Here is a 15,829-nt window from a genome sequence, read left to right as displayed (position 1 = left end):
CTTCAATAAATCTGTCAGGAGGGAAAATAATGGAGCGACACGTACGCTTGATTCCGTACCAAGTGATTGCAGAGGTTGAAGAAGTAACCGAGGTGCCAAAAGGGGTAGATATGATACAGGCCCCGAAAGTTTGGGAGAAGACAAAGGGTAAGGGAGTCACAATTGCTATACTTGATACCGGCTGTGATATGACTCATCCCGACTTGAAGGAACGAGTTATTGGCGGAAGAAATTTCACGAGGGATGACAAAGGCATTAAAGAGGTGTATCGGGATTACAATGGTCATGGCACCCATGTGGCTGGTACGATGGCAGCGACGATCAATCAAAAAGGGGTTATTGGTGTAGCTCCTGAGGCCAATCTATTAATTGTCAAAGTCCTTGATAGAAACGGCTCTGGCCAATATGAATGGATCATAAATGGGATCTATTATGCCATAGAACAAAAGGTTGATATAATTTCCATGAGCCTTGGCGGTCCTGAAGATGTTCCTGAATTGCATGAAGCGATTCAAAAGGCGGTCGAAAATAATATCCTTGTTGTATGTGCGGCCGGCAATGAAGGCGATGGGCAGGATTCAACCGATGAATTTGGGTATCCTGGATCATATAATGAAGTCATTAGTGTAGGGGCTATTAATTTAGAGAGACAAATTTCTGATTTTACTAATTCGAATAATGAAGTGGATCTCGTGGCTCCTGGTGAAAATATTCTTTCTACTTATTTAAAAGGAAAATACGCAAAGCTCAGTGGAACGTCGATGGCCACACCACATGTATCTGGTGCTTTAGCCCTCTTAAAGGCACTTACGTTCGAATCGTTTGAGAGAGAGTTAACAGAGACTGAACTATACGCGCAATTAATTAAGAGAACGGTTCCACTAGGTAATTCTCCAAAGATAGAGGGGAATGGAATGGTGTATCTAACGACCGCGGATTATTTAGCGGGTGTTTTCGATAGAAAGCAAGTAATTGAAGTGATGAAGGTTTAATAATAATATTAAATAAAACAGTGCCGAGGGTTTTCTTTGGCACTGTTTTTTATATAATTATTACACTTTTGTGAAATCTAGTTTTGCTTTCAGCATTCAAATTACATTAATGATATTATAGGTTTGTTATTTATCATTAAAATTTTCCTTGCAACACTAACGCAAATACCCACGTTTCTTTTACCATCTTAAATTGAATTTACCCGTTTATTTCCTGTCTAGTAAATCATAACTTACCCTTCATTAATTATTGTTTTCCTTCATGGTTAGATACAATGAATAACTTTTTTATAAATATAGAAAGGGCATTTTGTCATTATCTTTATACGGAGTATACTGTCAAATAAGAGAGGTAAGACAGTTTATTTAGTTTATTTTAAATTAATATTGGAGGTTTTGGTTATGGAAGAAAAATTAGATAAAATTCTTTCAGAGTTGGAAAACAATAGTAGTTCTATTCAAAATCTGGAGAAGAACCAAATGGATGTTCTTTATCGAATCGTTCATCTTAAAACAGGACAAGAAGAATTAAAAAAAGGTCAAAATGTATTAACAAAGAATTACGCAGAATTAAGCACCGACCAAAAGGTACTATCAAGGAATTATGAGGAATTAAAGGTTGACCAAAAGGAATTGAGAAAGGGTAACCAAGAATTAAAAAATGGTCAAATGGAATTAACAAGGAGGCAAGCTGAGTTTACAATTGTGCAAAATGACTTAAAAAGTGGACAAAAAGAATTATCTAATCAGGTTGGGAAATTGGAGACAGGTCAAGGAGAAATGAGAAATGACATAAAAGAATTAAGAGCAGGTCAATCTGAAATTATAACTATTATTAAGCATTCTACTACATTATTAACAGAAAATTCAACTCATTTCCGTAAAGATATGAGCACATTTAAATCAGATGTGAATGCTGATATTGAATTGCTTTTCAATGAGGTTGCGAGCGTAAAGAGAAAGGTGAGTAAACTAGAGCAATCTAAAAATAAATAATTACAACAACTTATGAAAGGAATGATGAAGAAAATGAAACTAAAAAAAAACGTTAAAAATGTGCTTGAACTTGTCCAATCAGATTTGAAGGCAAAAACATTTCGAACAGATTATCCTGTTTCGGAAGATTTAAGGGAGGTAATGGTAAATGAATATATTCGAGACTTTATGATTTATGCGATTGATGAGTATTACCATGATGAGAACCTTTCACTTCTGAAGGAATTGGTAGATGACCTTCAACCTAGTAAAGAAAAACGCCAAGGATTACTGGACAATCTCTTTTGGTGGGACATATTATATCAATCGACGCGTAAGCCTAAGTTAAGATGTATGGATGATTATATTGCACAAAAGAACCATATGTTGAGAAACAAGCCCTTCATTACTTCTTGGTTAAAAGAATGCAATCGTGCGGTTCCTAAGTTCTATTATGTCGGCCATAAATATAATGATCGTGCGTTTGTTGCGATTGACATTCTGGAGGAAGAAACAATGGATGTTGTCGTATATGACCCGAGCGCAGTACCAGTAAAAAGAGGGGAGTTCATAGCGGGAACATTACTTCCATTAGGTGGCGGATTATTTTTCCCAATCGTTGACTTTTACCATTTTGACTACCAAGCAAGAGAAGCAATGGCCAGCTGCATCCATCATCATTATGAAAAGTATTTAGAAACATCTACCTTACATGAAGCTTTTATTCATGTCCTTTCAGTTATGCTGCAAATAGAAAAGATCATCTTTAAAGAGCAAGCCAATGCATCCTCAGGTAAACACTCCACTCTGAAATAACCCTCTATTTTTATCGAAAAATTATTTCCCGTACAACTAGTTCATACAGGTAATTAAGTACAATTCAATTGCAAAATACATTATAATAAAAGAATGGATGGTGAGCGGAATGGAGAAACAGATTCTAGAAATCTTAAAAGAATTCCAAACGGATATGAAAGATCTACAAACGAATATGAAAGAAGTACAAACAGGTATAAAAGAACTACAAACAGATATGAAATTAGTAAAAACGGATATAAAAGAACTACAAACAGATATGAAATTAGTAAAAACGGATATAAAAGAACTACAAACAGATTTGAAAGTATTACAAACGGATATAAAAGAATTACAAACAGATATGAAAGTATTACAAACGGATATGGTGGAAGTGAAAACTGATACCCGAGAGATCAAGGAAACTGTTAATAAAATTGGAACTGCCCAAGCTGAGGACGTAGTAGGAATTTTGAAGATGACTAAATAGAAAACAGATTTCGAAGTGGATTATATAAATAACAGCTTAACAGAAATGGACAAGCGATTGTTTAATGTTGAAAAGCGAATCGAAAATTAAACCGTGTGAGCTCTAGTGGTTACTAGGGCTTTATTTTTTGTGAAAATAGTTTTGTTTACAATAGTAATGATACTATTGTAATATATCTAAATATTCTATATAATACTATTTATTATTTAATGGTTAAGATGTTGAGGTGAAAGAAGTTATCCATTTACTAGTTTGCTAGGAATGGAGACTCTTGACAGCACCTCTAAATTAACCAGAATTGTTGAAATTATCTTACACTACTAGGGGGGACTATCTTTGAAAGGTTTATGGAGAAAATGGAATCAGCTTAGTCTAGTCAAACAAATTATTGTTGGTTTGATTATTGGGATCATCCTGGCCGTATCGATTCCAGATGCAGCAAAACCAGTGGTCATTTTTGGTTCATTATTTGTTGGTGCTTTGAAGGCAATAGCGCCTGTATTGGTTCTTTTCTTGGTTATGTCGGCAATTGCACAGCATAAGAGTGGTCATAAAACCAATATGAAATCCATCATCGTTCTTTATCTTTTAGGCACTTTTTTAGCTGGATTCATTGCGGTTGTAGTTAGCTTTATGTTCCCAGTAAGCTTAACTCTCGGAAAGGGTGCGGAGGGTGTAACGGCTCCTGGCGGTGTAGTGGAAGTTCTTAAAACTTTACTACTTAACATAGTAGATAACCCAGTAAAAGCGGTCTTTAACGCAAACTATATTGGTATTTTAGCATGGGCGGTCCTTCTTGGTTTGGCTTTAAAAAATGCTGCTGATACGACAAAAACAATGATTGCTAATTTGTCAGATGCCGTTTCTAAATTGGTTACATGGGTGATTCGTTTTGCGCCACTAGGTATCATGGGTCTAGTATTTGATTCTATCACAACAAATGGAATCGATTCATTACTGAGCTATGGGAAATTGCTTGCTGTTTTAATTGGCTGTATGCTCCTAGTTGCTCTAGTGGTGAATCCAATTATTGTGTTCGTAAATATTCGACAAAACCCATATCCACTTGTGTTTAAGTGTTTAAAGGAAAGTGGCATTACAGCATTCTTTACTAGAAGCTCTGCTTCTAATATTCCTGTGAATATGAAATTATGTGAAAATTTAAATCTGGATAAGGATACGTATTCTGTATCGATTCCGCTGGGTGCAACAATCAATATGGCTGGGGCAGCTGTTACTATTTCTGTTTTAACGCTTGCAGCCGTGCATACACTTGGCATTCATGTGGACATTCCTACAGCGATCATTCTAAGTGTTCTGTCTGCTGTATGTGCTTGCGGTGCTTCAGGTGTTGCTGGTGGTTCCTTATTGTTGATCCCACTTGCATGTAGCTTATTCGGAATTCCAGGCGATGTTGCGATGCAGGTCGTTGGTGTAGGATTTATTATTGGAGTTTTACAGGATTCGTTTGAAACGGCCCTTAACTCTTCAACAGACGTTCTTTTTACAGCAGCAGCTGAATTTAGAAAGCAACGTAAAGAAGGAAAGAACATTCGTATTCAAAAAGCTTCATAATGAAGTGAAAAATGACGTGTGAATTGGTACACGTCATTTTTTTTTGCGTTCAAGAAGAGAACATTTATGGTAAAATGAGAAAAAGGGGGATGAGCATTTGAAGATCAAGAGAAGGGCACTTAGTGGTGCGATTATAGTATTAGCAATAATTTCAACTATTTATTATTTTAAAGAGAATTACGTAAAAAAAGTCCCTTTATATAAACAGACTGACTTTCATAAAGTAAATAGTAAAGAAAGTTGGAGGTTATTTAAAGAAGAATTAAAGGTTTCAAATGAAAACGCGAAAATTGAGGATTTCCAATTAATTCTTGATAAGAATAACCGTATTTACTCAGTTAGATTTGATTTAGTTGATAAAGATGATGATACATTTAAAGTTTTTCATTATAGTAACTGTTTTTCTTGTGAATTAAAGGAAGAAAATCAAATCCACATTAGCAAAAATACGGTAAGCGAATGGCTACAATATGATAAAATGGTGGATGCCAATCGATTTTTTACAGCACTCGATCTATTAAATCAAAAAGACTTTTTTAATAATAGAAAATCTGAATATAAATTAATCGTTTCATCTGGGTGGAATGAAGAAAGATTAGTAGAAGGAAATTATTACCTTCTTAAGGATCGGAATCTTCAAAAAGTAGATTATGCAATCCCTCAAAGAGTATCTTCAGGCTTTGACTTGCAAGTAATAGGTAGTGATCGTGCTGAGAATTTTAGTACGGATAAAGATACAACTAAATTTGTGTTCATTGATAGCAACATAGAGTAGTAAAGCTGGAGAAGGATTTAGAATGTTATCAAAGTTATTAAAAGGACGTGATTCAATTCCACGTCCTTCTAAAAACAATTAATACAATTACTTAATCATTTGCCATTGCAACATATTTTCCTTAATTCCGATTCTTTTCATATTTAATTTTTCTAATACTTTAATTGATGAAACATTATCTATTAAACATTCAGCAACTATTTTTTTAACATTACCTGATGAAAACGCCCACTTTATAATTTCATTTACTGCTTCTGTTGCAAATCCCTTGTTCTGTGCTTCGGGAACAATTCCATAACCTACTTCTACAGTGTTTTCTGAGTCTGGTTTGCCTTTAAATCCAATATCACCAATGATCTTGTTATTTTCTTTATTGATAACAAGCCAAACACCCCAACATATTAGGGAAGAATCATCTTTTAGTTTCTCCAAGTAATTATTTATATGGCTACCAATTTTAAATTCTTTTGTTGCATAATTTGATATTGATTCATCAGTGCAAGGGACTATTTTTAGTCTTTGTGTTTGAAGTTCCATTTTTGTTCCCCTTTTTAATAATTTTTATTTCCCCATTAAATTACCACAAATTAGATGCAATAATATTCATTTGCCCTTTTTGTTTTCTAATTTTATTTTACAGTGATATAAAGTCTCTGTGATCATTTGATTGACTTGATTACTTAAGGTTCTCGTAATGTTCATTGAACACTTTAAAAAGCCTTTCATCCCCGCCCCGGTCTGGATGGAGAGCTTTCAGCAGTTTCTTAAATTCTTTTTTAAGAGTATGGCTGTTCGAGTCGTGTTTTTTCAATCCCAACAATTCATCATAGGGAAAAGTACTTGGCTTGTTGAATTCAATCTGTTCGTTTAGCAATTTTTTTAAGGTGCGTACCTTTGATTGTTCAATATGTATTCGGGTTTTTAAATAGTCTAATTGCTCGGTAAGGTTGCGGTTTTCACGTTGTGACTGTTCTACTTGAGTTGTAAGCTGAGCGGCAAGCTTTTGAATAATAAATTCAGTAAGATCTTTAACGTTAATTTTGTAGGTAGTCTTTCTTCTGTGGGCTATTTCGGCCTTAATTCTTCCTTCCTCAATCCACTTCATTACTTCATCGTCACTTGCGGCTATGCCAGCTGAGGTTAAATGTTCAGCAGCTTCTTTTACGTTTAACATAGTTTCCACTCTCTTTTTTTCATTCTTTAGGAGCATTCTCAAAATATCATATCATTAATTTTTTTCAGGAAAAGAACAGGAGTGTGACATTAAGTTAAAGTCTGTTTACAGGTGAGTGACCTAATTTTTTAAAAAAATGCACACTTTTTAATATTCATCATATAGTAACTTCTGTGAGATTGTTAGGAAGGGAAGAAAGAAAAATGGAACGTAATCAATTAATAGTTTCAACTAAAAGCGAGTACAAAGAAGAGGATCATGGGTACAAGATTCTTGAATGTAATGTATCCGATCCAACTGAAAGTTTATTTTCTGTGGTCACTCCTATTAAAAATCAATAATATGAGAGAGAAAGTAAAGGATGGAAGGAAGCTCACTATTTGAAGATAGTGGGCCATTCCTTTCTGTTATTTTATTTTTTATGTTAGCAGCCTGCGGACAATATACAAAGGATATCACTGTAAAGGAAGATACGGATAAGCAGGAAGAAAACAAAAAAGAAGATAACTCAAAGGCAAAAGAACAGTTTTTGTAAGAGAGGTTATCGCAAAAGTTGAAAAGGGACTTCAGGATCTTAATGATGGAAATGCTGTTTCACATAATGAGGTCAAGGAGAAAATATCAAAATGGTTGAGTTGAGATGGTCTGAGTCAGCTGTATATGATTTAGAAGAAATATGTAATTTTATATTGCAAACGATTCTGAGGAATATGCATAAAGCTTTGCAACGAAATAAATAATTATGTCTAGAATTCCCCCCTCAGACTACTATACAAATTCCACAACACTAATTGCCACTTAAAATCACCTCTCAAGTTCAATTTTCATTTTTTGAACAAGAGTAAATTAAGTGAAATAATCCACCTTATCAAATCGACAATTAGATGGATTACTTTAGGTTTTCCAATATATTTTCAATAGAAGTTTGATAGGTAGAAATTATCCTATACTATAATTTTATTATGTAAACTGTATTGAGATTTATTTCATTAGAGATGAGGAAGTATTTTGGCTAAAAATAAACATAACACTAATAATACGCCAAGGCGGAAACGATATACCCGAAGCAGCCGTCTACAAAATGCAAAGAAATGGGCAGAACAATACAACGGAAAAAACCTGGCAAAAGGTTACAGCAATTGGTTTGGAGTTGACCTGCTATGTGCCATAGTAGAGCTTGAAATGCTTGGCTATAAATTTAAAAAGTCCTATAAAGAACAGGTTAAACAATCAATTGAGGCAAGACAAAAACAAAAAGAACAGAGAAAACGTGAAAAAGAGCAACTGGAAGATTTCGAGGATGATATGTTTTATTTTGTTGCCGGTTTTACAGAAAATGGAGTACCGTTTGGAATTACTAGAGAAGAAATGGAAGATAAATATGATGAAAGAAGTACAACAAAATTTATTCAAAGAAGTCATTGGGTAAATATCGATGATGAGGATTTACCCTTTTAAATTTATTTTAAGAAGGGCCTCTTACTTATATTAGATGAATAAAGCTAATATATTTCTGTAAATGAACAATGAATATCATTATGGATTACCAAAATGGTTGTAAATGATTGCATAATAACAGGGAGGAGCAGTCTACGTTCCCAAAACAGGGAGGAAACAAGGCTGTCGGTCACGTAGGAGCCGTCTAGGTTCCCAAAACAAGGAGGAAACAAGGTCGCCGGTCACATAGAAGCTCTCTACGTTCCTAAAACAGGTTGGAAACAAGGTCGCCGGTCACATAGAATCCCTCTATGTTCCTAAAAACAGGCAGGATGTAGGGCCACCTTTCACAAGAGAGTGTTTTTATGCATATAAATATTACTTAGGTTTGGCGTGAACGTTCAACCTCCTTATCCAAAAATAACAAAAACTTCTGATGTGCTTTAGGGTTGCTAATGATTTTTTTTACAACAATTGTACTTTGCAAATACTTTCTCACACGTCGATTAACGAAGAATAACCGATGATACCGCTCATCCTCGTATAGTTGTTTAAACCACGCTTGTCCCTTTAATAGCTCAATATTCTTATCGATTTTTTGAGTATTTAATACGATGCCGCTTCCTGAACTAATGAATAATTCCTCAACAAGATGCAATAAAAAGTGTAGGAACATGCTTTTCCTCTTTCTTTTCCTAATTAGGGTTTCAAAAGTATTTAGATCCTTTGTTACTATCATTTTACCTGTTAGGAAAATTTAAACCATAGTTTATTTAAGTGATTTTTTTTATAGTACCAAAGCAGTAACATGCTACGACCTTATTACAATTTTGTTCATTAAAGGTTCAAATTGTCATTCTTAACCATTATGATAGAAAAAAATGTTTCGAATGACGAAAGGACGAGCCAATGGAAGAATTGATTAAATTAACTAGAAAAATAGCGGAGAAGAGAAATGATTATTGGTTACATGATGTGGTTTTCACATACCAGTGGTGGTTATTACTTGGTCTTTCCATTTTGCCATGGGTCCTATGGTGGAAGCTCGCGGACAAAAAAAGAATCAATGAAATTTTGCTATATGGCACCGTCATCTCTCTTTATTCCATTTTATTCGATGATATTGGATCCCATTTTACGTTATGGATTTATCAATATCAATTGATTCCTATCAGTGCACGATTAAATCCGATTGATTTAACCGTGATGCCTATTACATATATGATTGTTTATCAGTATTTTAAAAAGTGGAAGGATTTTTTAATTGCCCAGACCATATTGGCAGCGGGTGCGACTTTTGTAGCGGAACCAGTTTTTACATGGATGGAAATCTACAAACCATTAAATTGGGAATATTTCTATTCGTTTCTCATCTATATCCTCTTAGGAATAGTGAACAAATGGTTTGTTGAAAGGTTGCTCTTTGTGGGGGACAGTCCCCCAGAGCGTTAATGCGTTACTGCGCCGGGGGACTGTCCCCAATAAAGGTTTGCATGTCATTTGATAGGGTTGCTGGTTCGGATGGGTACCAGTAGTAGGTTTTGCCGTCATACATTAGATCAAACATGTAGGCTATTGGTTCTCCTGTGTAGAAGACCATTTTATAGTAAGTAGGATCTCCATTTTCTGTGTTTGGCTCGAAGTTGGGGGAGTCTTGACTATTTCTTAGTATCTCTAAGAAGCGGGAAACCTTGTCAGGAGTGTTTATTTCCGTTATTTGTTTGTTTTCTTCTAAGGTAGCGGCTTGATAGATTTCGATTTTATTTACTTTTTCAAACGGCAGATCTTTATAGTTCCATTTGTTTTTTGTGTGTTCTCTTGAGTAATATAGTTGGTATTTATGGATGGCACGTGATGATTTCACAGCTATTACATGGGGATACGCTTGAACTTTATAAATGTCTGTTCCTTTTTCATGAAAGGCAGCATCTCCGTCTTTTACTTTATATTCCGGGTCTGAAACATTGTCTGCAACTCTGAATTTTACCTCTCCAAGTTTTTCACCAATGTACTTTTCATCTGATAAGACACCTGAATAAATTCCATCATACATAGTTCCATCCAACTTCACAAAATCTGCCCAATCAATTACGGTATGTTGACTCGTTCCGCAGCCAACTAAGAAAATAATAACTATAAGAAAGAGACTTTTTAATTTCCGCAAATTACCACCTCCACATTAATAGACGTTTCAATGAAGCATTTGTTTCAATCTAAACTTACAATAGCCTAAGAAAGAAGGAAAAAGGTTTTTTGATGTCGTAGTATAAGAGTGAGGAGCAATCCCTATAATGCTACCAACGAAAAGGGAGGTTTTTTGCGATGTATGAACTTAAAACAAAAGAAACCGACAACAATGTCATTGAGTTTATCGAACAAGTCGATCATCCTAAGAAACGTGAGGATGCTTATCAATTATTAGATATATTTACAGAAACTACAGGCTATCAAGCTAAAATGTGGGGACCGAGTATTATTGGATTTGGTTCGTACCATTATAAATATGCATCTGGTCATGAAGGAGATGCTCCACTAGTAGGTTTTTCCCCCCGCAAGGCAAAAATCAGTTTATATTTCGCCCCTTGTATAAATAAGCGAGAACAATTACTTAAGGAATTTGGGAAACATACAACGGGTAAAGCGTGTGTGTACATTAACAAAGTGGCGGATATTGATGTTGAAGTGTTAAAGGAATTAATCAAGGAATCTGTTGCATTTTTGCAAGAAATGTATCCGGGAGAATAACTTTGCACAGTAACAATTTTTTAATACTACGAAGAACTAGATGAAGAATATGTATTGTGCCTCTTACTTTTTTTATAGTTAAAGAAGCAGTTCTTTCAATGATGGTTATTGTGAAATGGTCCATTGTGCGAAAACTAAATTTGGAGCATAGCCTAATCGAAAGTAAGCAAACTAAAACCGTGGGTGCAAAACCAAAAAAGTTGGCACACAGAAATAACTTAGGGTGGTGAAAAAATGGCAAAAAATAAGAATAGCAGGAATAAGGCTCTACCAAAAGCAGATGTAGAATTTGCTAAAGAAAATGCAAATGGGCTTGAAAAGAAAGCATTAAAAGCCCAAAGAGATGTAAATAAGTAAACATGCTAAGGGACAGTTAAATCTGTCCCTTTTATTCATTTATTTTTTCAAGACAGTTTAACTATTTTTCATAATGATGGTTTCAAACATGTTTGCTACTGCTTGGCAGGAGTCCGCAATGTCTTCAAGTCCTTCATAGATTTCTTTGTATTGAATAATGCGGATAGGGTTCGATTCAGAGGCAAACAGCTGTTTTATTGAGCTGCGGAGGATGTGGTCACAGGATGATTCCAAGTCTTTAATTTTAAGTATGTGTTCTCTGATGCTAAATAATTTCTTTGTAGATAACATTTCAATCGCACGGTCAATTTCGTAGACAGAATTTCTAATTGCATCAACAAATTGATGCATGAACTCGTCGGTTTCAATCACAGAATACATTTCAAAAAGGGCAGCGGTATGGTGTAAACCGTCCAGAATATCATCCATGCTAAGAGAGAGAGAGAGGATATCCTCACGTTCTATAGGAGTAATGAATACCAGATTTAAATCAATGATTAGGTCATGAACCAAGACGTCACCTTTAGATTCATATTCTTTCATTTTTTCGGAAAAGATCTTGAGATCACTTATATTTTTTATTTTGTAGTCAGCAAAGTAGTTCACACTTTCCTTTAAATTTAAAGAAATGTTCATTAAATGGGTAAAGAACTTGTCTTTCTTTTTGGATGCCAAAATAACTCCCCCACATTGTCAAATTCGTCCGTCTTCCAATGAATTTATTTACGCAATTACTATAATAAATGCAGACATTGGACAAACAGTAACGGCGAACGTCTCATATGAGTTTGGAAAAATGTGGGTGATGGTGCATGGATTTTTAGTATAAAAAAAAGAATCAGTTTTTTTAACTGGTTCCGTTTCCTGTCACTAACATATAAAATCTCTTCGAAGATAAAGAAGTAAAAATAACTTAACGTGAAATCACTCTTTTAAAAAGCTCCCTAAATTTCTCTCTATCTTCTGATGTGAATGGTTTTGGCCCTTTTGTACGTTTTCCGCTTTTTCGAGCCATTGCACTAAAATAACGTGTTTGTAATAATTGGTCAATGTTTTCATTTGTATAGGTAAACCCTTTATGATGAAGAACCGTACATCCTTTGGCTAAACCTAGCGAAGCAAGTCCATAATCCTGGGTAACAATGATATCTCCTATTTCTACTAACTTCATGATCCGATAATCCGCAGCATCTGCTCCAGAATCAACATAAATGGTTTCCACTCCTGAAGGTTGTTCTGCATTAGAAAAATGAGAAAAACTAGTAACAAGGACCACAGGAACTGCCACAATCTTACTCTCAGAGATAATTATATCTTTTACCGGACATGCATCTGCATCAACATAAATTTTCATCCTTTTTCTCTCCTATAAAAAAGTTCGAATTGATAGTGATAATAATGGCAGAATCGGATTTTGTCAAACGTGGAAAAGCTTTAGCAAAAAATCTCATTAACAATTTTATGGAAGACTAGTTGTTATTACCGTTATAGTTTTGATATAGTTTCACACATACATATGCATTTTTTAAGTTATATAGATTAGGGGAGCAGCTAGGTGAAATAATGAAGAAATATAAGCTAAAGAAAAATTTTAAAGGGTTAAAAAAGGGAACACAATTCTATTTGATTGCTGAATCTGAATTTATAGGTGTAAAAGATTTTGTTTTACGAACAGAAGACTTAGCCATCAGGATATCAATTAATGAAAGGGAGCTACATAATAATTTTATTTTATTAAAATATGAATGAATGGTTTAACTAGTAAAATTGAAGAGGGGTGTTCCTTGATGACCAATAGTAAAACGAATCCTAAGGTGGATGAATTTTTAAGTAAAGCTAAAAAGTGGAAAGAAGAATATGAGAAGTTGAGAATTATTGTTCTTGACTGTGAGCTGACCGAAGAATTTAAGTGGATGCATCCATGTTACACGTTCGAGAATAAAAACATCGTTTTAATACATGGATTTAAAGATTATTGTGCGATTCTGTTTCACAAAGGGTCCTTGTTACAGGATGTCCATGGGATTCTAATCCAACAAACGGAGAATGTGCAGGCTGCGCGCCAGATTCGGTTTAGCAATGTTCAGGAAATAGTTAATATGGAAACCATCTTGAAAGACTATATTTATGAAGCCATTGAAGTTGAAAAATCCGGTCTAGAAGTGAGTTTTAAAAAGACTACAGAATACATAATTCCTGAAGAACTTCAAAAAAAATTCACTGAAATGCCTGCCTTGAAAACCGCTTTTGAAGAACTAACGCCTGGAAGACAAAGAGCATACCTTCTTTATTTTTCTCAACCGAAACAATCTAAAACGAGGGAGTCAAGGGTTGAAAAATATATGCAACAAATTCTCAACGGAAAGGGATTAAATGATTAGTATTTCCAGGAGAAAATAAGAAAATAACCCAGTTCAAAATGGACTGGGCTCTTTTCAATTTGTCTTTTTTGCCTGTTGACTTAACATAACCATGATTGTTGAAGCTGTAATAATTCCTGTAATGAGACATTTGTAGAGATCATTATAAATTAACCCCAACACCAAACCCATGATTACACCTACACCTAGGATTGATACCCGTTGTCTTTGACTCATGATTTATTCCTCCATTTTTCTCAATAATACATTCACTTTGTGAAGTGCAAAGCTTAAGTCACGCTGCTCTTCTTCACTTAACTTTGTTACATTCATGCTTAGCTTTTGATAAAGTTCTGCCCACTTTTTTTCTTCAATTTCCTTACCCGCGGGTGTCAGTGAAATCAATACTGCTCGTTTATCCTTGGTGTCAGGCACCTTATTCAAATAGCCACTCGTTTCTAAATCACTAATGATATTCGTTAGTTGTTGCTTGGCGATCCCTAAACCAGCGCTGATTTCTTTCAAATTCAAAGGTCTTTTCTGCATAAAAATATACTCAATCACGTGGTTCTGCATATGTGATAAATGTACGGCACCCTTGTTTAATTCTTTAAAACTGCCAAAAAGATTTGGAATTAGAGCAATGTATTCTTTAGCAATTTCGTTAATCATACATATCCTCCTTTTTATAGTAATTATTTTATTACTAAATTTACTTATAATCAATATAAATATCACACATTAGTAAAAATATATTTACCAAACCCTTCAATTTAAGTATTCTTTGTTGATAAATAGGCTCAATGGGACAAAATCCTATACATACAATACAGAAGCAAAGATTATAGATGGAGGTGGAGAAGTGGATTTTAGAAGTCATGAGATAGGTTTGGGGGAATGTAAACTACCAAACTGTGCACAAACAACTGATATGGCTCCATCATTTACGGCCGAGGCTTACGACAATATAGAAAAGAAAATGAAAGAGGTACGCTTGGAAAGCTATCGTGGTCAATGGCTGATATTATTTTTCTATGGTAGTGATTTTACATTCGTTTGACCCACAGAATTGGCAGCGGTCGCTGCTATTTATGATCAATTAAAATTACTAAACACAGAAGTACTCGCTATCAGTACAGACAGCGTGTATGCACATAAGGTGTTTACTGAAGTGTCGCCTTCAGCCGCCAAAGTGAATTTTCCCCTTGTGAGTGATCGCACTCATGAAATCAGTAAAGCATACAGAGTCCTGAATGAACACACAGGAGCAACGTTCAGAGCAACCGTCATTATCGATCCAGAAGGGACGATTGTTACTAAAATGGTCTATCCTTTAGAGGTAGGAAGAAATGTGTATGAAATTTTACGTATCATACAGGGAGTTCAATATGCTAGGAGGACTCAAGAAGGAGTTCCCGCCAATTGGGTGCCTGGTCAGCCGGGAATCGTGAGGGATCCTAAATATATTGGGAGAATCTGATGGATTTTTCAGAAGCAACAGCGTTTCTACTTTAGGTAGAGGCGTTTTTTATTTTTTAGATATAAGACTAAAGTTGTAGGAAAACTCAAACTATTAATTGATTTTATGAACTGTTTAAAAATGGTAATATTTAAGTAGATTTAATTGAGAATTTAATGAGGTGAAACGTATGAGTAATGTTTGGTCAGACAAACTTCCAGTGGTCCAATTTAGAATTGCTAGACCTACAAACCGGTTACAAAAAGTGGTTGAATTTTATCGGGATGGCCTAGGTTTGAGGGTAGTCGGACATTTTGAAAATCATAATGGGTACGATGGGGTAATGTTGGGTCTACCTGATACTGCTTATCATTTAGAGTTTACCCAGCATATGGATGCGGTACCATGTCCGCCTCCTTCAGAGGATAATTTGCTGGTATTCTATATGCCAGACCTTGAGACAAGAGACTTAGTGGTTAACAGGTTACATGGCATGGGATACGATGAAGTGGAACCTGAAAATCCTTATTGGAAAAATGCTGGGGTGACCATCGAGGATCCTGATGGCTGGAGAATAGTTTTACAGAATTCGTATTTTGGTAAAAAGCAAGATTAGAATGGCTATCAATCAAATTTGGGGACAGTCCCCCTGCGTGGTAACGCTTTAATGCGGCGGGGGACAGTCCCCCGAAAAA

Annotated in this window: 24 protein-coding genes; 16 read left to right on the top strand and 8 right to left on the bottom strand. The window is 35.1% G+C overall.

Annotation, left to right across the window (positions count from 1 at the left end):
* Positions 1–29: 29 nt before the first annotated feature.
* The 6 genes from RCG25_RS13635 to RCG25_RS13610 all read left to right on the top strand — a co-directional run bounded on the left by RCG25_RS13635 (position 30) and on the right by RCG25_RS13610 (position 5,602).
* Positions 30–992, top strand: a complete 963-nt coding sequence (locus RCG25_RS13635) for a S8 family peptidase (RefSeq protein ID WP_308079363.1) — start codon at positions 30–32, stop codon at positions 990–992.
* 402 nt (positions 993–1,394) lie between these two features.
* Positions 1,395–1,988 carry a hypothetical protein gene (locus RCG25_RS13630; protein WP_308079362.1) on the top strand — a complete coding sequence of 198 codons (594 nt, stop codon included), beginning with the start codon at positions 1,395–1,397 and terminating at the stop codon, positions 1,986–1,988.
* A gap of 33 nt (positions 1,989–2,021) precedes the next feature.
* The gene (locus RCG25_RS13625) at positions 2,022–2,783 is read left to right on the top strand and encodes a hypothetical protein (RefSeq protein ID WP_308079361.1); all 762 of its coding nucleotides are present in this window, start codon (positions 2,022–2,024) and stop codon (positions 2,781–2,783) included.
* A 109-nt stretch (positions 2,784–2,892) separates the two neighbouring features.
* A complete protein-coding gene (locus tag RCG25_RS13620; protein ID WP_308079360.1) occupies positions 2,893–3,252 on the top strand; it encodes a hypothetical protein in 360 nt (119 codons plus the stop codon).
* Between the two features lie 336 nt (positions 3,253–3,588).
* The gene (gene sstT, locus RCG25_RS13615) at positions 3,589–4,827 is read left to right on the top strand and encodes a serine/threonine transporter SstT (protein WP_308079359.1); all 1,239 of its coding nucleotides are present in this window, start codon (positions 3,589–3,591) and stop codon (positions 4,825–4,827) included.
* Positions 4,828–4,924: 97 nt separating this feature from the next.
* Positions 4,925–5,602: a hypothetical protein gene (locus RCG25_RS13610; RefSeq protein WP_308079358.1), complete on the top strand. Its 678-nt coding sequence runs from the start codon at positions 4,925–4,927 to the stop codon at positions 5,600–5,602.
* 87 nt (positions 5,603–5,689) lie between these two features.
* Here RCG25_RS13610 and RCG25_RS13605 read toward each other — a convergent pair whose 3' ends face one another.
* On the bottom strand, positions 5,690–6,139 hold the full coding sequence (locus RCG25_RS13605) for a GNAT family N-acetyltransferase (protein WP_308079357.1): 450 nt from the start codon (positions 6,137–6,139) through the stop codon (positions 5,690–5,692).
* A 139-nt stretch (positions 6,140–6,278) separates the two neighbouring features.
* Positions 6,279–6,776: a helix-turn-helix domain-containing protein gene (locus RCG25_RS13600; protein ID WP_308079356.1), complete on the bottom strand. Its 498-nt coding sequence runs from the start codon at positions 6,774–6,776 to the stop codon at positions 6,279–6,281.
* Positions 6,777–6,979: 203 nt separating this feature from the next.
* Between RCG25_RS13600 and RCG25_RS13595 the strand changes: the two genes are divergently transcribed.
* The 3 genes from RCG25_RS13595 (at position 6,980) to RCG25_RS13585 (ending at position 8,234) form a co-directional block, all read left to right on the top strand.
* Positions 6,980–7,117, top strand: coding sequence for a hypothetical protein (locus RCG25_RS13595; RefSeq protein ID WP_308079355.1), 138 nt, complete (start codon positions 6,980–6,982; stop codon positions 7,115–7,117).
* 20 nt (positions 7,118–7,137) lie between these two features.
* Positions 7,138–7,311 (top strand): hypothetical protein, encoded by a 174-nt coding sequence (locus RCG25_RS13590; protein ID WP_308079353.1) that lies wholly within the window; start codon positions 7,138–7,140, stop codon positions 7,309–7,311.
* A 473-nt stretch (positions 7,312–7,784) separates the two neighbouring features.
* Entirely contained in the window at positions 7,785–8,234 is a 450-nt protein-coding gene (locus RCG25_RS13585; RefSeq protein WP_308079352.1) for a hypothetical protein, read from the top strand.
* Between the two features lie 361 nt (positions 8,235–8,595).
* On the opposite strand, the gene RCG25_RS13580 is transcribed toward RCG25_RS13585, so the two are convergent.
* Positions 8,596–8,889 carry a hypothetical protein gene (locus tag RCG25_RS13580; protein ID WP_308079351.1) on the bottom strand — a complete coding sequence of 98 codons (294 nt, stop codon included), beginning with the start codon at positions 8,887–8,889 and terminating at the stop codon, positions 8,596–8,598.
* Positions 8,890–9,122: 233 nt separating this feature from the next.
* Between RCG25_RS13580 and RCG25_RS13575 the strand changes: the two genes are divergently transcribed.
* Positions 9,123–9,665 (top strand): CBO0543 family protein, encoded by a 543-nt coding sequence (locus tag RCG25_RS13575; RefSeq protein WP_308079350.1) that lies wholly within the window; start codon positions 9,123–9,125, stop codon positions 9,663–9,665.
* A 4-nt stretch (positions 9,666–9,669) separates the two neighbouring features.
* Here RCG25_RS13575 and RCG25_RS13570 read toward each other — a convergent pair whose 3' ends face one another.
* A complete protein-coding gene (locus RCG25_RS13570) occupies positions 9,670–10,377 on the bottom strand; it encodes a hypothetical protein (RefSeq protein WP_308079349.1) in 708 nt (235 codons plus the stop codon).
* Between the two features lie 158 nt (positions 10,378–10,535).
* Here RCG25_RS13570 and RCG25_RS13565 point away from each other — a divergent pair, with 158 nt between their 5' ends.
* Positions 10,536–10,958: a DUF1801 domain-containing protein gene (locus RCG25_RS13565; RefSeq protein ID WP_308079348.1), complete on the top strand. Its 423-nt coding sequence runs from the start codon at positions 10,536–10,538 to the stop codon at positions 10,956–10,958.
* 234 nt (positions 10,959–11,192) lie between these two features.
* Positions 11,193–11,315: a hypothetical protein gene (locus RCG25_RS13560; RefSeq protein ID WP_308079347.1), complete on the top strand. Its 123-nt coding sequence runs from the start codon at positions 11,193–11,195 to the stop codon at positions 11,313–11,315.
* A gap of 57 nt (positions 11,316–11,372) precedes the next feature.
* Here the strand turns inward: RCG25_RS13560 and RCG25_RS13555 are convergent, their stop codons facing one another.
* Positions 11,373–11,990 carry a DUF47 domain-containing protein gene (locus RCG25_RS13555; RefSeq protein WP_308079346.1) on the bottom strand — a complete coding sequence of 206 codons (618 nt, stop codon included), beginning with the start codon at positions 11,988–11,990 and terminating at the stop codon, positions 11,373–11,375.
* 238 nt (positions 11,991–12,228) lie between these two features.
* The gene (locus tag RCG25_RS13550) at positions 12,229–12,669 is read right to left on the bottom strand and encodes a YaiI/YqxD family protein (protein ID WP_308079345.1); all 441 of its coding nucleotides are present in this window, start codon (positions 12,667–12,669) and stop codon (positions 12,229–12,231) included.
* Between the two features lie 209 nt (positions 12,670–12,878).
* On the opposite strand from RCG25_RS13550, the gene RCG25_RS13545 reads away from it, so the two are divergent.
* Together RCG25_RS13545 and RCG25_RS13540 are read left to right on the top strand one after the other, a co-directional pair.
* Complete coding sequence (locus RCG25_RS13545) at positions 12,879–13,064, top strand: hypothetical protein (RefSeq protein ID WP_308079344.1); 186 nt, start codon at positions 12,879–12,881, stop codon at positions 13,062–13,064.
* A 38-nt stretch (positions 13,065–13,102) separates the two neighbouring features.
* Positions 13,103–13,696 carry a YdeI/OmpD-associated family protein gene (locus RCG25_RS13540; RefSeq protein WP_308079343.1) on the top strand — a complete coding sequence of 198 codons (594 nt, stop codon included), beginning with the start codon at positions 13,103–13,105 and terminating at the stop codon, positions 13,694–13,696.
* Positions 13,697–13,750: 54 nt separating this feature from the next.
* On the opposite strand, the gene RCG25_RS13535 is transcribed toward RCG25_RS13540, so the two are convergent.
* The gene (locus RCG25_RS13535; RefSeq protein ID WP_308079342.1) at positions 13,751–13,912 is read right to left on the bottom strand and encodes a hypothetical protein; all 162 of its coding nucleotides are present in this window, start codon (positions 13,910–13,912) and stop codon (positions 13,751–13,753) included.
* Between the two features lie 3 nt (positions 13,913–13,915).
* Positions 13,916–14,347, bottom strand: a complete 432-nt coding sequence (locus RCG25_RS13530; RefSeq protein WP_308079341.1) for a MarR family winged helix-turn-helix transcriptional regulator — start codon at positions 14,345–14,347, stop codon at positions 13,916–13,918.
* Positions 14,348–14,606: 259 nt separating this feature from the next.
* On the opposite strand from RCG25_RS13530, the gene RCG25_RS13525 reads away from it, so the two are divergent.
* On the top strand, positions 14,607–15,155 hold the full coding sequence (locus RCG25_RS13525; protein WP_308084181.1) for a peroxiredoxin: 549 nt from the start codon (positions 14,607–14,609) through the stop codon (positions 15,153–15,155).
* A gap of 169 nt (positions 15,156–15,324) precedes the next feature.
* Entirely contained in the window at positions 15,325–15,750 is a 426-nt protein-coding gene (locus RCG25_RS13520; RefSeq protein ID WP_308079340.1) for a VOC family protein, read from the top strand.
* Positions 15,751–15,829 lie beyond the last annotated feature (79 nt).

The sequence above is a fragment of the Neobacillus sp. PS2-9 genome (assembly GCF_030915525.1).
Lineage (GTDB): Bacteria > Bacillota > Bacilli > Bacillales > Cytobacillaceae > Neobacillus.
This window is presented reverse-complemented; position numbering and strand designations above follow the sequence as displayed.